The sequence below is a fragment of the Mesorhizobium sp. M0491 genome (genome assembly GCF_040321265.1).
Lineage (GTDB): Bacteria > Pseudomonadota > Alphaproteobacteria > Rhizobiales > Rhizobiaceae > Mesorhizobium.
Genome location: NZ_JAMYRE010000005.1, coordinates 250857 through 264794, shown reverse-complemented (window position 1 = coordinate 264794; position 13938 = coordinate 250857). Strand labels below are relative to the sequence as shown.

The window sequence follows — 13938 nt, the reverse complement described above, 5'->3', positions numbered from 1 at the left end:
TCCGTCAAAGGCTCGCTGGCATCAAAGATGACATACCCGAGCATAGATGGCTAGAATTTGTCGAACAGGCGCTCCACCTTGCGGGCGAACATTTCCCTCTGGTCATCAGAGATGTTTTCGACGGAATATCTCGTCAGGTAGAGGTGCCTCACGTTGCGGCCGCACATAGTCTTGAGACCGCGCAGCAGCACCTTCCTTCCCGGGTTTTGCATGTACAGTTCAGTATACCACCACGGCGACCCGCATGTGGTAACAACGCCCATCCGCCGGATGTTCAATAGCGCCGGCTTGATCACGCCACCGTCTGCCGGCAACTCGTAAGCCACCCCCGGTCGCCAAACTCGATCAAAATAACCCTTCAAGATTGCGGGCATGCCTGACCACCATGTCGGAAAGCAGAAAACGCATGCCTCCGCCCATCTCAACGCGTCGATGTAAACCTGCAAGTCGCTGGGTGCCTGGGCAGGGTCAAAGTGGCCATGTCTTTCTTCGGCATGCATCACAGGATCGAACTTCATCTGATGGAGATCGAAATCAACGACCTCGTCACCCCTGGCTTTGAGGGTCTGAACGACCCGTTTGTGGAGCGCCGCCTGGTAACTGTCGGCTAGTGGATGCGCGTAGACGACATTGATTTTCATGGCGCGGGCCTTCAGGCTTCGAACTACACGCACATATTAGCCGTCGCGCAACCAAGTGGAAACAGCAAGGTCAGTGGCGGGGAGGGAAAGCCCATCGCCGGTGTCGATCAGCAGCGGGCTTATGCAATCGCCCGATCAAATGAGGAACATTACAAGAATATGCAGCCGCGCCGGTCGCGGCTGGGTTGTGGCCGGTTGCAGAAACCGGAACATGGTTAAGACAAAGTGAAAACGGTTACGTCCGCCGCTTGTCCTCGACCGCGTCCCAGAACAGGCTGGCGATGTCGGCGCCGCCGAAACGCTTGACCTCACGCACGCCGGTCGGCGAGGTCACGTTGATCTCGGTCATGTAGTCGCCGATGACGTCGATGCCGACGAGGATGAAGCCGCGCTCTTTCAGCGACGGCCCGATGCGGGCGCAGATCTCGCGTTCGCGCTCCGTCAGTTCGGTCTTTTCGGCGCGGCCGCCGACATGCATGTTGGAGCGGGAATCGTGTTCGGCCGGCACCCGGTTGATGGCGCCGACCGGCTCGCCGTCGATCAGGATGATGCGCTTGTCGCCCTTGCGCACGTCCTTGAGATAGCGCTGCACGATATAGGGTTCGCGGAACATCTGGCCGAACATTTCCAGCAGCGAGGCAAGGTTGCGGTCGGCCTCCAGCATGTGGAAGATACCGGCGCCGCCATTGCCGTACAGCGGCTTGATGATGATGTCGCCGAACTCCTTGCGGAAGGCGGCAACTTCGAGTGGATCCTTGGTGATCAGCGTGTCCGGCATCAGGTCGGCAAATTCGGTGACGAAGATCTTTTCGGGGCTGTTGCGCACCCAGGCCGGGTCGTTGACCACGAGCGTTTTCGGATGGATGCGCTCCAGGATGTGCGTGGTGGTGATGTAGTTCATGTCGAAGGGTGGATCCTGGCGCAGCAGCACGACATCCATCTCCGACAGATCGGTGCGCACCTTCTCGCCCAGCGAATAGTGGCTGCCCTTCTCGTCGCGCACCTGCATTTCCTCGATGCGGGCAAACACCTTGCCGTCGCGCAACGACAGCCGATCCGGCGTGTAGTGGAACAGCTCATGGCCACGCCGCTGCGCTTCCAGCGACAGCGCGAACGAGGTGTCGCCGGCGATCGACACGGTGGAGATGTGGTCCATCTGGACGGCGATTTTCAGCTTCATGGCGGGTCTCCGGCGGCTCGGATGGACGACTGTCTTGCCTGTACAGGCTCACTGCCCGTCTGCCAATCGCGACATTCCTAGGATTGGCATCCGACACCCGAATGCGCTGCTTTCATCGATCCTTCGAAACAGTCGCGGTTGCCCGTGGAAAATCGATCTCGCGATACGTTTCCTAAAGGGTTTGCTGCCAGTCTGAAAATAAATTCCGACGTCACAAAACAGGGACACCGATGCAAACTTCGTTTGGCACCGGTCAGGCAAACAGGGAGAGCACGGATCTGGCATTCACCGATCCGTTGACCGGGCTTGGCAACCATCGCCGCTTCTTCGACAAGGTCGATCGCCTGATCGCCGACCGTGCCGAGGATCCCGCGCCCTTTACCGTCGGCATTCTCGACCTCGACGGCTTCAAGCCGATCAACGATCTGTTCGGCCACAAGGCCGGCGACGACATCCTGATCCAGGTCGCGATGCGGCTGCGCGCCTCGATGGACGGCCATTCCACGGTCTGCCGCATCGGTGCCGACGAATTCGCCTTTCTCTATCCTCTGGTGTTCAGCGAGGATGCAGCGGCCGAAAAGTCCCGCATGCTGATCGAGATCCTGTCGGCGCCCTATGATGTCGGCGAACGCACCGCCAGGCTTTCGGCCTCGGTCGGCTGCTCGCTGTTCTATTCGGGCGACGAGACCACCGAGATCCTCATCAACAAGGCCGAGACGGCGCTCTATCACGCCAAGCGTTCCGGCCGTGGCCGCGTCGTCGTCTACACCCGTGAGATGGAAGAAGCGGCCAAGCGCGTCACCCGCATCGAACAGGCGCTGCGCCGGGCTGTCTCGGCCGGCGAGGTGGAGCCGCATTTCCAGCCCATCGTCGACCTCAACACGCGCCGCACCATCGGCTTCGAGACGCTGGCGCGCTGGACGGATCGCGACCTGGGTTCCGTGCCGCCGACCGTCTTCATTCCCATCGCCGAGGAGCGTGGCATCATCGGCCCGTTGTCGCAGCTGGTGCTGCGCAAGGCGACCGAGGCCGCCAGAAGCTGGCCGAAGGATCTGTTCCTGTCCTTCAACCTGTCGCCCTCGCAGCTCGTCGACCAGAACACCGGCCTGCACATACTGGCGATCCTCGATCGCACCGGCTTCGATCCGCGGCGGCTGGAGATCGAGATCACCGAGACCGGCCTGATGAACGACCCGGCCTCTGCGGCGCAGATCGTCGAGGATCTGCGCCGCGTCGGCATCCGCGTCTCGCTCGACGATTTCGGCACCGGCCAGTCCTCGCTCGGCCGTCTGCGCGAATTCCATTTCGACAAGCTCAAGATCGATCGCGCCTTCGTCTCCTCCATTCTCGACGACCGTCCCTCGGAGCACATCATCCGGGCTATTCTCGCAATGTGCGAGGGGCTCGGCATGGACGTCGTCGCCGAAGGCATCGAGCAGGAAGCGCAGGCCGACCGCCTCGTCCAGTTCGGCTGTGCCGGCGGGCAAGGCTATCTGTTCGGCAAGCCCGTCGATGCCGACGCCACGCTCGGCTATCTCCGTGATTCCTTCCGCGGCGCCCTGCGCGCCAAGGCGATCTGACCGGCGATCCCCGTGATCCCCGATCCCGACAATGCCGCCGTACGAATCCGATGCGGCGCATTGTCGTTTTGTCTGACATAAGCCCTGAAATTCGACGGTTCGCCCTTGCCCGCGCGCCTTGCGTGGCTAGGATGCGCGCCGGTCACGCTACAGCGCCGCGCGTTTTTCAAGACGCGCAAAGGCGCTGTAGCATTTAACATTCGCGCATGATCCTTTTCCCAAAATCGATCTGATTTTCGGGGTCATGCGCTGGGAGAGAAAAGAAATGATGCCATCGGCGCATTTTGCCGACCTCGAAGGAGCCTCGGTGCTGATCACCGGCGGCGGCTCCGGAATTGGCGCGGCCTTGACCGAGGGTTTCGTGCGCCAGGGCGCCAATGTCGCCTTCATCGACATCGCCGACGGCCCGAGCATGGCCCTTGCCGACCGCATCGAAAAAGCGTTCGGCAAGAGGCCGCTCTATCTCAAGACCGATTTGCGCGACGTCGATGCCTTGCGGGCGTCGGCAGCCAGGGCGGCCGAGGCGCATGGCGATGTCACCGTCCTGGTCAACAATGCGGCCTGGGATGAACGCCACGCCGTCGAGGATGTGACGGTCGAGTTCTGGGACAACAACCAGGCCATCAATCTGCGGCCGCATTTCTTCACCGCCCAAGCGGTGGCGCCGGGCATGAAGCGGGCCGGCGGCGGCTCGATCATCAACTTCACCTCGACATCCTATCTGATCAACCACCCCGACATGCCGTCCTACACGGCCGCCAAGGCCGGCATCCTGGGTCTGACCAAGGGGCTGGCCGGCAAGCTCGGTGTCGACGGCATCCGCGTCAACGCCATTGCGCCTGGCTGGGTGATCACCGAGCGGCAGAAGGAGCTCTGGGTGACCGAACAGGGGCTTGCCGCCCATGTCGCCAAGCAGTGCATCAAGCAGGTGATGCAGCCGGACGACATCGTCGGCACCGTGCTGTTCCTCGCTTCGGACGCCTCGCGCATGCTGACAGCGCAGATGCTGATCGTCGATGGAGGTTTCCTGTGAGCACAGCCGGCAACGCACCGGCGGTCGCCGCCGTCGACTGGGGCACGACCCGCATGCGGGTCTGGCTGATCGATGGGCAAGGCAAGGTGCTTGCCGAACGCCGTGGCGACGATGGCCTGATCACGGCGCAGCAGAAGGGCTTTTCGACCATCCTCGAAGGGCATCTGGCGGCGATGGGAGCACCAGCGGCGCTGCCCGTCATCATCTGCGGCATGGCCGGATCCCGCCAGGGCTGGCTGGAAGCGCCCTATGTCACCGTGCCGGCGCCGCTTAGCGCCATTCTTGCTGGTGCCGCCAGCGTGCCCGGCCAGAGCCGCGACATCCGCATCGTTCCGGGTCTTGCCCAGCGGCTGGCCGATGCGCCCGACGTCATGCGCGGCGAGGAAACCCAGCTCGCCGGCGCCGGCCTGCCGGCCAGGGGGCGCCAGCTGGTCTGCATGCCCGGCACCCATTCGAAATGGGTGCTGATAGAGGATGGCGCGGTTGCCGGCTTCGGCACCTGGCCGACCGGCGAGCTGTTTTCCGTGCTTGCCGCGCATTCGATCCTGCGCCATTCGCTCGGCGAACATCCGAAGCCCGTCACATCGGACAATCCGTTCTTCCGCCGCTGGTGCGAAACCGCATTGGGTGAAGGCGGCGATGTCACCTCGCGGCTGTTTTCCATCCGCGCCGCCGGCCTGCTGCAGGATCTCAAAGCCGACGATGCCGCCGCCTGCCTGTCCGGCCTTCTGATCGGCGGCGAGATCGCCTCCGCCAGCCGCCGGCACGGCGCCGGTGCCGAACCCATCGTACTGGTCGCCTCCGGCGCGCTGGGAACGCTGTACGGCGAGGCACTCGGCCTTGCCGGCCTCGAGGTTCGGGCCGTCGACGCCGACGAAGCGGTGCGTGCCGGTCTCGTCGAGGCGGCGCGTGAGAACGGCATGATCGCCAGAATTGGAGCAGCCCGATGAGCCAGACCGCACCGTTTCCAAAACTCAAGCGCGGGCTGGTCGCCATCCTTCGCGGGCTCAAGCCCACCGAGGCGATGGCCATGGGCCAGGCGCTGTTCGACGCCGGCATCGAGGCGATCGAAGTGCCGCTGAACTCACCGCAACCGTTCTCGTCGATCGCCCGCATCGTCCAAGTGCTGCCGAAAACGGCACTGGTCGGTGCCGGCACGGTGCTGACGCCGGCCGATGTCGATGGCTTGCACCAGGCCGGAGGGCGGCTGCTGGTCAGTCCCAACATCGATGCCGAGGTGATGGCGCGCGCCATGCATTACGGCATGGTGACGATGCCCGGCGTGTTCACGCCGACCGAAGCCTTGCTGGCGATCAAGCTCGGCGCCTCAGCCCTGAAATTCTTCCCGGCGAGCGTGCTGGGTGCCGGCGGCATTTCAGCGCTGCGCGCGGTGTTGCCGGCGCAAACGCTGGTCGGTGCCGTCGGCGGCGTCTCCGAAAAAGATTTTGCCGGCTACAAGGCGGCGGGCGTTACCGCCTTTGGACTGGGATCCAGCCTGTTCAAGCCGGGCATGAGCGTCGACGAGGTGGCCGCGCGTGCGCATGCTGCCGTGGCGGCCTGGGATGCGGTGTTCGGAGAAGCAGGATGAGCGAAGCGATCGTTACGGTTTTTTCCGATCACGTCTGCCAGCTCGGCGAGGGACCGAGCTACGATCCCGCCACCGATACGCTCTACTGGTTCGACATCGTCAACGGTCAGCTTCTGGAAAAGCGGCTTTCCGGCGGCGCGACCACCGTCCATGAGCTTGGCCAGATGGCGAGCGCCATCGCCGTCATCGATGACAAGCGCCAGCTTATCGCCGCCGAAACCGGCCTTTATGTCCGCGATGTCGCGACCGGCAGACTGACGCTGCACACGTCTGTCGAGGCCGGCAATCCGGTTACGCGCTCCAACGATTCCCGGGTCCACCCCTGCGGCGCCTTGTGGATGGGCACCATGGGCAAGGGCGAGGAAAAGGGTGCGGGTTCGATCTACTGGTTTTTCAGAGGCGAACTGCGCCGGCTGTTTTCGGACATCACCGTCTCCAATTCGATCTGTTTTACCGAGGATGGCGCAATCGCCCACTACACCGACACCTCGACCGGGCTGCTGATGCGCGTCGCCTGCGACCCGGCGACCGGCCTGCCTGCCGGTGAGCCAAAGCTGTTCGTCGATCACCGCTCGGCCAAGGGCTATATCGACGGGTCCGTGCTCGACCGCGACGGCATCCTGTGGAACGCCGTCTGGGGCGGCAGCGTCATCGAAGCCTACGGACCCGACGGCAAGCTCGTCCGCACGGTCGCCATGCCGGTGACGCAGCCATCTTGCCCGGCCTTTGTCGGCGCCAAGGCCGACCGGCTGGCGGTCACTTCCGCCTGGTCGGGCAAGGATGAGAAGCAGCGTCTGCTGGATCTGCAGGGCGGCATGACCTTTCTGCTCGATATTCCCGTCAACGGCCGCTTCGAGCCGCGCGTGCTGATCGCCTGAGCGAACTGGATTCTGCGGTCGGACGGTGCGTTGTCACGCAACCGCCCGCGCCGTGTCGGTTTCACGAGAGCCTGACGCCTTGACCATGCGATGGTAGGCAATCCTACTGCCGGGGATCGTCATCTCATGCCCAGCCGCAAGCCGAAACTGATCCTCGTCCATGAGCCGGAAAAGGCCTGCCTGCACCGTCTGGTCGCCGACGGTCATGCACCGCAGCGCGCTGCGGAAATCGCGTCCTATCTGGCGCAGTCGACCGACCTCGCCCCCGAATTCGACATGCTTGGCCGTGCCTGCCAGGCACGCGGCCTGTCGTTCACGCCGGTGGCGCTGGACGAGGCCACCGGCGTGCTCGCCGGCGAGCATCCCAGCACAACGCTGGTCTGGACGCTGACCGACGGCATCGCCTATTTTCGCGGCGGCGCGGCGCCCGCTCTGGCGCGATTGGGCGGTTTCAAGACGATCGGCGCAGATGATGCGCTGTTCGCGCTCTGCCAGGACAAGTTCCGCTCCGGCGCCGTGCTCGGCGCACTCGGCCTGCCGGTGCCGCAGGCCGGGCTTGCGCGCGACGGCCAATGGCTGGTCGAGCCGCCGGCCTCGCCCGCCGGCTGGTTCGTCAAGCCCAACCGGCTCGGCGCCAAGATCGGCATCTGGCCGGATTCGCGCTGTTGCGATCTCGCCCACGCTTTGGAACTCAGCCGGCGCGTCTTTTCGGCCTATCGCGACGATGTCGTCGTCCAGCCCTATGTCGCCGGCCGCAACGTGCGCGCCAGTTTCCTCGGCCTGGTGCCAGGCGCCGGGGTCGAAGCGCTTGGCGTGGCTTTTGTCGATTCAGGCGCCGATTTCCAGACCATGGCGGACAGCCTGGCGCTCTACGGCGACACCGGCGAGGCAGCGAAGGCGGAGGGACATTACGCCGAACCGGAGCTCGTTGCGGTTGCCGACAGCCAGCCGGCCGCCGACGCCACGATACGTGCGATCGCCGGGCGGCTGATGAGCGGGCTCGGCCTGCGCGATGTGTTTTCCATCGATCTCAGGGTCGAGGCCGACGACACCGTCCACCTCATCGAGTTCGAGGTTTGCCCCGGCCTGCCCTGCTTCGATTTTCGCGCCTATTGCCGCCAGCAATGGGGCCTCGATCTGGCCGGCGCCATGGCCGAAACTGCGGCCAGCCGGCTGACCGGTGTCGACCGATAGCTGTGCGCCTTGTGTCGGCGGGCTAACCAGCAGACGCTACCCGCCAGGCATTCGCTCGGCCGCCTGCAAAGACGGATCCATCTTGTCCCAGGCATGGCCGTGGCTCGTGTAGGTCACCATCTGCGGGCTGAACTGTTCCGGATCGTCGAGGCTGGCCGCGTGGACCGCTATGAATTCCGGCATGGCGACGGATATCAGAAACACCGGCGTTCCGCAGGTTGGACAGAAGGTATGGATTTTTTCATTGCCGCTGGCGCCCGCCACGCGCCAGGTGCTCACTTCCCCGGTGATGGCCATATCGGCGCGCTGGCCGAAGGTCAGGTAGGATCCGTGGCCGGTGCCTGAGCGCTTCTGGCAATCGCTGCACTGGCAGTGGTTCTGGAAGATCGGCTCGTCATTGGTTTCGTAACGGATCGCGCCGCATGCGCAGCCGCCGGTAAAGCGTTTGGTCATTGCCATTCTCCACGGGTCTGATTCTGCTTGAGGTCGCAACATCAGGCCGATTTCGGCTTGGCGAAAATGTCGATGCCGCTGCCGGTTTCGAGGAAGGATTTCAGGCTCGACAGCACCGCCGGCCAGCCCTGGCTGACGCCTTTCGCCATGCCGCTGCCGGCCTCGAGCTCGTCATGGCTGACGGTCAGCCGCACCATGGTGTCGTATTCTTCGATGGCGAACGTCACCCGGCTGGTTTTCGATGGATCGTCCGCCTGCGAAGCGTTCGCCCAGGTGATGACGAGGCGGGTCGGCGGCGAAATCTCGACGACATTGCCGACGAGTTCGACGGTCCGTTCGTCATTGGCGCGGATGTGCTCCCATTTCGAGCCCGGCGTCCATTCGGAGACGTTCTCGTGGCCCCAGTAGCGCTTTGCGACATCGGGCTTGATTATGGCCTCGAACACCTTCTGCGGCGTCGAGCGGATATAGGTCACGTAGACAAAGCTGGTCGTTTCCCTGGTCATTGGTCTTCTCCTTCGAGTTCTTGCTTCAGGTCGTGCAGCAGGCTGAGCCGCTGCCGTTCGAATTTCCGTACCCAGCGCTCGTAGACTTCGTGCAAGGGCACGGGATTGATGAAATGCAGCTTTTCGCGGCCGCGCTTGACCGTGCTCACCAGATTGGCCGCCTCCAGCAGATCGAGGTGCTGGGTGGCGGATTGCCTGGCCATGTCCAGGTTTTCGCAAAGCTGACCGAGCGTCTGCCCGTTCTGCTCGCACAGAAGGTCAAGCAGCCTTCTGCGTGTCGGGTCGCCCAGCGCTTTGAAAACCTTGTCGGCGTCCATCTGCCTCACTCTGTTGTAAGGCATAATATGCAGGTAAATACCTGCATGTCAACCTACAGTTCGCCCCGCATCGCAAGACTGGATGCGGCTATTCGGACTCGGACGTTGATTGCGCGATGGGCCGCCCCGGCCATGTACCTGATGTCGGAGCCCTGCTTAGCGGCGCCAAACTGCGGACGTAAACCTGCAGGATTTCGTCTGAAGTCCTGCTACTAGCGCTGCAGCAGGGATTTGACAGGATGCCTATCGACGGCCGAGATTTCATCGTTCGTTGGTGGACCATCCTAAGCGTTCGAGATTGGCCGAAGCCTCCCAACTTCGTCATCCTAGGGCGAAGCAGGAGCGAAGCTCCGTCGCGGAGACTCTGGGATCCATGCCGCGACCTTGGCCGAAGAATGCAGCGGAGCAGAATTCTACACCGCTGCAACGCTTTGAAGTCGCGGCATGGATCCCTTGGGCTGCGGAGCAGCTCCAGAGGTCTGCGCTGCGTCGCTACGCTCCTTGCTTCGCCCGTGGATGACGAAGGCGCTGGGCGTTTGCGGCAATCGCCAAGGTATGCCGTCCGTCACACCCGCGATTCGTCAAAACTGCTCGAGGCGGATTTTAGGCGCCCTCGACCAGAACGATCTCGCCGTCGGCGACCTTCTGACGGATGGCGACGGCGCGCTGGTATTCCGGCGAATGGTAGCAATCATGCGCGGCGGCGAGCGATTCGAACTCTATGATGACATTGCGTGCTCGGCCGGGGCCTTCGGCCTTTTCATGCTCTCCGCCGCGCGCCAGGAACTTCGCGCCGAAGCGCTCGAAGGCAGGCTTGGCGGCGGCGACGTAGTCCTTGTAGCCTTCCGCGTCGCGCACATCGACACGGGCGATCCAGTATCCCTTGGGCATTTTCTTGGTCTCCGAACTTGTTCTTGGAAATCTCAGGCCGAGCGCATCTCGTCGAGGATGGCTTCGGCCGCTTCCCGTTTGTTGGCCGCAGCAATGATAGGCCTGCCGACGACGAGGTGGCTGGCGCCGTTGCGGATCGCCTGGCCCGGCGTCACCACGCGCTTCTGGTCGCCATGATCGCTGCCCGCCGGCCGGATGCCGGGCGTCACCACCGCCATGTCGGGGCCGACGATGCGGCGCACCGCTTCGGCCTCCGCGGCCGAGCAGACGATGCCGCCCATGCCGGCATGCAGCGCCTGTTCCGAGCGCCTGAGCACCAGCGTATGGGGGTCGTATTCGTAACCGACATCGATCATGTCCTGCTCGTCCATCGAGGTCAGCACGCTGACGGCAAGCAGGCAAAGGTCGCTGCCTCTGGCCGCCTCTACGGCGGCCTGCATAGCCTTCGGGTAGGCGTGGATGGTCAGCATGGTCATGCCCATCTTGACGATGTTCTCGACGCCCTTGGCCACCGTGTGGTCGATGTCGAGCAGCTTCATGTCGAGGAAAACCTTGGTGCCGCCGCTGGCCAGTTCCCTGGCGAAATCGAGCCCGCCGGCGAAGGCAAGCTGGTAGCCGATCTTGTAGAAGGAGACGACGCCGTCGAGTTCGCGCACCGCCTGCTCGGCCTCCCTCACGGTCGGGACATCGAGGCCGACTATCAGTCTTTCCTGCATGGATCGTGCCTGTATGGATTGTGCCTGCATCGTCGTTGCGATCACGCCTCGATCCGGGTGGACAGCATGCGCGAGGTTTCGATCAGGGTGCGGCATAGGTGCTCCATCGATTTGTGCAGTCTTTCGTCACGGAAGTTTCCATCCTCGTCGAAGGCGCCGCCGCCGTCGGGCACCGAGCATTCCGGCGTCACCACCTCCATCTGGCAGCGCACCAGCACCGCGCGCAGATGGTTGATGCAGCGGATGCCGGCAAAGTGCCCGCTGGAGGACGAACAGAGGCCGGCGACCTTGCCGGCCAGCGGCCTCACCGGCCGGCCGCCATCCCTGCGCACCCGGCTCACCCAGTCGATCGTGTTCTTGAGCAGCGGCGGAATGGAGCCATTATATTCGGGCGTGGCGATCAGCAGCCCGTCATGGGCGATCACCAGACGGCCAAGTTTCTGGGCGTTTTCAGGAACGCCTTTTTCCTTTTCCAAATCCTCGTCCATGATCGGCAGGGGGTAGTCGGCAAGCGAGATGCGGGTCACCTCGGCGCCCTGCATGGCGAGTTCCTTCTGCGCCACGTCGGCGGTCCTGCCGCTATAGGCGCCGCTGCGAACCGAGCCGGCGAAGACGAGGATTTTCGGGATCACTGCCATTGGCCACCCTTGTTCCCGGACAGGTACAGCCAAGGATCGAGCAAATCAACGCCAACTTCGTCATCCTTGGGCGAAGCAGGAGCGAAGCTCCGTCGTGGAGACCCTGGAATCCATTCCGTGACAGCTATCCAGGAGTGCAGCGGAACAGAATTCTGCGCCGTAGCGGCGCTCGGAAGTCGCGGCATGGATCCTCGGGTCTGCGCTGCGTCGCTGCGCTCCTTGCTCCGCCCGTGGATGACGAAGCGAGGGACGTTCCCGCCATCGCCAAGGTATGCGGTGAGCACTGGCGATCCGCGAACAACCCTGCGCCGAGAAATTAATGCGCTTCGCGGCGGTAGATCCACAGCTGGGTCGGCGGGATGTTGCGGAGGATGAAATCGAAATGCTTGACCGTATAATTGCCACGGCCGGCCGGGATCGGCGACATCGGGCCGTAGGTCAACTGCACGATCGGCCGTCCGGCCGGGATGCGGTCGAGCAGGCTTTCGATATAGGCAATGCGCTGGGCGACCGGGAAGTTGAGCAGCGGCACGCCGGAAACGACGGAATCGAAGATCATCCCGCTCTTGTCGCCAAGCGTGGCGTTGAGGTTGAAGGCGTCGCCCTCGATGACGTTGACGCCGGGATAAAGCCGCCGCAGATGACGAACGAAATCCGCGGAATACTCGACCGCGTAGAGGTTTTCGGGCCGCACGCCCTGGGCCAGGATAGCGCGGGTGATTACGCCGGTACCGGGACCGACCTCAAGCACCGGCAGGCCGGATTTAGGATTGACGATCGAGGCCATCTTGCGCGCGGTGACCGAACTGGTCGGCACGATCGAACCAACCGCCTTCGGCTTGTCGATCCAGCCCTTGAAGAATTTGAGTTCGTCGTCGAACTTTTCGACAAGCGCCTTCCGCAGTCCAGGGCCACGTGTCATGCAAGCTCTCCTCAGCGCTCCCCGCAAGTTACTTAGCACCTGAGCGGTGCTAGGCAAGGCGCGGCCGGACGCATGTCGTGGATAAGATAATTTTCGTCGCGTCTCAAGGGGTGACGAGATTCAAGGATTTACGCGTTGCAAATCGGCTTAGGCGGGCCAAAGTGCATCAACGTTCGCCGAACGACTCGAAGAAATCCTTCATGCGGGCGAAAAAGCCGCTCGATTGTGGCGAATTGTCCTGCGAGGAGAGCTGTTCGAACTCCTCCAGCAGTTCGCGCTGGCGGCGGGTGAGGTTCTGCGGCGTCTCGACCGCGGTCTGGATGTAGAGGTCGCCGATATTGGGCTGGCGCAGCACAGGCATGCCCTTGCCCTTGAGGCGGAACTGGCGCCCGTTCTGCGTGCCTTCGGTCACCTTGACCTTGGTCTGCGTCCCGTCCAGCGTCGTCACCTCGAAGGAGCCGCCAAGGGCGGCCGTGGTCATCGAGATCGGCACCTTGCAATAGAGATCGGCGCCGTCGCGCTGAAAGAACTCGTGCGGTTTGACCGCCAGGAAAATATAGAGGTCGCCCGAGGGCCCGCCGCGCAGGCCGGCTTCGCCCTCATTGGCAAGGCGGATGCGGGTGCCGTCCTCGATGCCGGCCGGGATGTTGACCGACAGCGAACGCTCCTCGGTGACGCGGCCCTGGCCGGCGCATTTCGGGCACGGATCCTTGATCGTCTGGCCGCGCCCCTGGCATTGCGGGCAGGTCCGCTCGATCGAAAAGAACCCTTGCGTGGCGCGCACCTTGCCGTGGCCGTTGCACATCGAGCAGGTGACGGGCTGGGTGCCGGGCTTGGCGCCGCTGCCCGAACATTCGGAGCAGGAGATCGACGCCGGCACCCGGATCTGCGCGGTCTTGCCGGCAAAAGCCTCTTCCAGGGTGATTTCCATGTTATAACGCAGGTCGGCGCCGCGCTCGCGGCCGCCCGACGAGCGGCGCTGGCGCCCGCCCATCATGTCGCCGAAAATGTCCTCGAAGATATCGGCGAAACCGCCGGCGCCGAAACCTTGCGCGCCGCCATTCATGCCGCCCTGTTCGAAGGCGGCGTGGCCGAAGCGGTCATAGGCCGCGCGCTTCTGCGGGTCTTTCAGCGTCTCGTAGGCTTCGTTGATTTCCTTGAACTTGTGCTCGCAGGAATGATCGCCGGGGTTGCGGTCGGGATGGAACTGCATCGCGAGCTTGCGAAAAGCGCTCTTGAGCTCCTTCTCGTCGGCGCCTTTTTGGACGCCCAGCGTCTCGTAGAAATCAGCTTTCATTTTTTCCCGCTGTCCGGATGCTCAACGTCTTGAAGCATTGTTGCGTCTCTTGCCGGCACTGACGCTTCGATTTAGGTGCGATGGAAGGGGGATGCCAGTGTCGA

16 protein-coding genes are annotated in these 13938 nt (G+C 63.4%); 6 read left to right on the top strand and 10 right to left on the bottom strand.

The window, feature by feature from the left end:
* Window positions 1–50 precede the first annotated feature (50 nt).
* Entirely contained in the window at window positions 51–641 is a 591-nt protein-coding gene (locus NKI69_RS08555) for an NAD(P)H-dependent oxidoreductase (protein WP_128305158.1), read from the bottom strand.
* 235 nt (window positions 642–876) lie between these two features.
* A complete protein-coding gene (gshB, locus tag NKI69_RS08550) occupies window positions 877–1821 on the bottom strand; it encodes a glutathione synthase (RefSeq protein ID WP_352442625.1) in 945 nt (314 codons plus the stop codon).
* Between the two features lie 230 nt (window positions 1822–2051).
* On the opposite strand from gshB, the gene NKI69_RS08545 reads away from it, so the two are divergent.
* The 6 genes from NKI69_RS08545 (at window position 2052) to NKI69_RS08520 (ending at window position 8094) form a co-directional block, all read left to right on the top strand.
* Window positions 2052–3401: a putative bifunctional diguanylate cyclase/phosphodiesterase gene (locus NKI69_RS08545; protein ID WP_128305156.1), complete on the top strand. Its 1350-nt coding sequence runs from the start codon at window positions 2052–2054 to the stop codon at window positions 3399–3401.
* Between the two features lie 265 nt (window positions 3402–3666).
* Window positions 3667–4434, top strand: coding sequence for an SDR family NAD(P)-dependent oxidoreductase (locus tag NKI69_RS08540; RefSeq protein ID WP_128305155.1), 768 nt, complete (start codon window positions 3667–3669; stop codon window positions 4432–4434).
* Window positions 4431–5384, top strand: coding sequence for a 2-dehydro-3-deoxygalactonokinase (locus tag NKI69_RS08535; RefSeq protein WP_352720956.1), 954 nt, complete (start codon window positions 4431–4433; stop codon window positions 5382–5384). Before NKI69_RS08540 ends, NKI69_RS08535 begins: the two co-directional genes overlap by 4 nt.
* Window positions 5381–6022: a 2-dehydro-3-deoxy-6-phosphogalactonate aldolase gene (locus NKI69_RS08530; protein WP_352720954.1), complete on the top strand. Its 642-nt coding sequence runs from the start codon at window positions 5381–5383 to the stop codon at window positions 6020–6022. The genes NKI69_RS08535 and NKI69_RS08530 overlap by 4 nt, the downstream gene beginning before the upstream one ends.
* Window positions 6019–6900 (top strand): SMP-30/gluconolactonase/LRE family protein, encoded by an 882-nt coding sequence (locus tag NKI69_RS08525; protein WP_352720952.1) that lies wholly within the window; start codon window positions 6019–6021, stop codon window positions 6898–6900. The genes NKI69_RS08530 and NKI69_RS08525 overlap by 4 nt, the downstream gene beginning before the upstream one ends.
* Window positions 6901–7026: 126 nt before the next feature.
* Window positions 7027–8094 carry a D-alanine--D-alanine ligase family protein gene (locus NKI69_RS08520; protein WP_352720950.1) on the top strand — a complete coding sequence of 356 codons (1068 nt, stop codon included), beginning with the start codon at window positions 7027–7029 and terminating at the stop codon, window positions 8092–8094.
* Window positions 8095–8130: 36 nt separating this feature from the next.
* Here NKI69_RS08520 and NKI69_RS08515 read toward each other — a convergent pair whose 3' ends face one another.
* The 8 genes from NKI69_RS08515 to dnaJ all read right to left on the bottom strand — a co-directional run bounded on the left by NKI69_RS08515 (window position 8131) and on the right by dnaJ (window position 13834).
* Window positions 8131–8547, bottom strand: coding sequence for a GFA family protein (locus tag NKI69_RS08515; RefSeq protein ID WP_352720948.1), 417 nt, complete (start codon window positions 8545–8547; stop codon window positions 8131–8133).
* 41 nt (window positions 8548–8588) lie between these two features.
* Window positions 8589–9053 carry an SRPBCC family protein gene (locus NKI69_RS08510; RefSeq protein ID WP_224697392.1) on the bottom strand — a complete coding sequence of 155 codons (465 nt, stop codon included), beginning with the start codon at window positions 9051–9053 and terminating at the stop codon, window positions 8589–8591.
* On the bottom strand, window positions 9050–9370 hold the full coding sequence (locus tag NKI69_RS08505; RefSeq protein WP_056592605.1) for an ArsR/SmtB family transcription factor: 321 nt from the start codon (window positions 9368–9370) through the stop codon (window positions 9050–9052). The genes NKI69_RS08510 and NKI69_RS08505 overlap by 4 nt, the downstream gene beginning before the upstream one ends.
* 603 nt (window positions 9371–9973) lie before the next feature.
* Complete coding sequence (locus NKI69_RS08500; protein WP_023762651.1) at window positions 9974–10261, bottom strand: DUF1330 domain-containing protein; 288 nt, start codon at window positions 10259–10261, stop codon at window positions 9974–9976.
* A gap of 32 nt (window positions 10262–10293) precedes the next feature.
* A complete protein-coding gene (pyrF, locus tag NKI69_RS08495) occupies window positions 10294–11007 on the bottom strand; it encodes an orotidine-5'-phosphate decarboxylase (protein WP_031213922.1) in 714 nt (237 codons plus the stop codon).
* Window positions 11008–11018: 11 nt separating this feature from the next.
* Entirely contained in the window at window positions 11019–11615 is a 597-nt protein-coding gene (locus NKI69_RS08490; RefSeq protein ID WP_023814188.1) for an NADPH-dependent FMN reductase, read from the bottom strand.
* Window positions 11616–11931: 316 nt separating this feature from the next.
* A complete protein-coding gene (pmtA, locus tag NKI69_RS08485) occupies window positions 11932–12537 on the bottom strand; it encodes a phospholipid N-methyltransferase PmtA (protein WP_023810874.1) in 606 nt (201 codons plus the stop codon).
* A 166-nt stretch (window positions 12538–12703) separates the two neighbouring features.
* Window positions 12704–13834 (bottom strand): molecular chaperone DnaJ, encoded by a 1131-nt coding sequence (dnaJ, locus tag NKI69_RS08480; protein ID WP_023810873.1) that lies wholly within the window; start codon window positions 13832–13834, stop codon window positions 12704–12706.
* Between the last annotated feature and the right edge of the window lie 104 nt (window positions 13835–13938).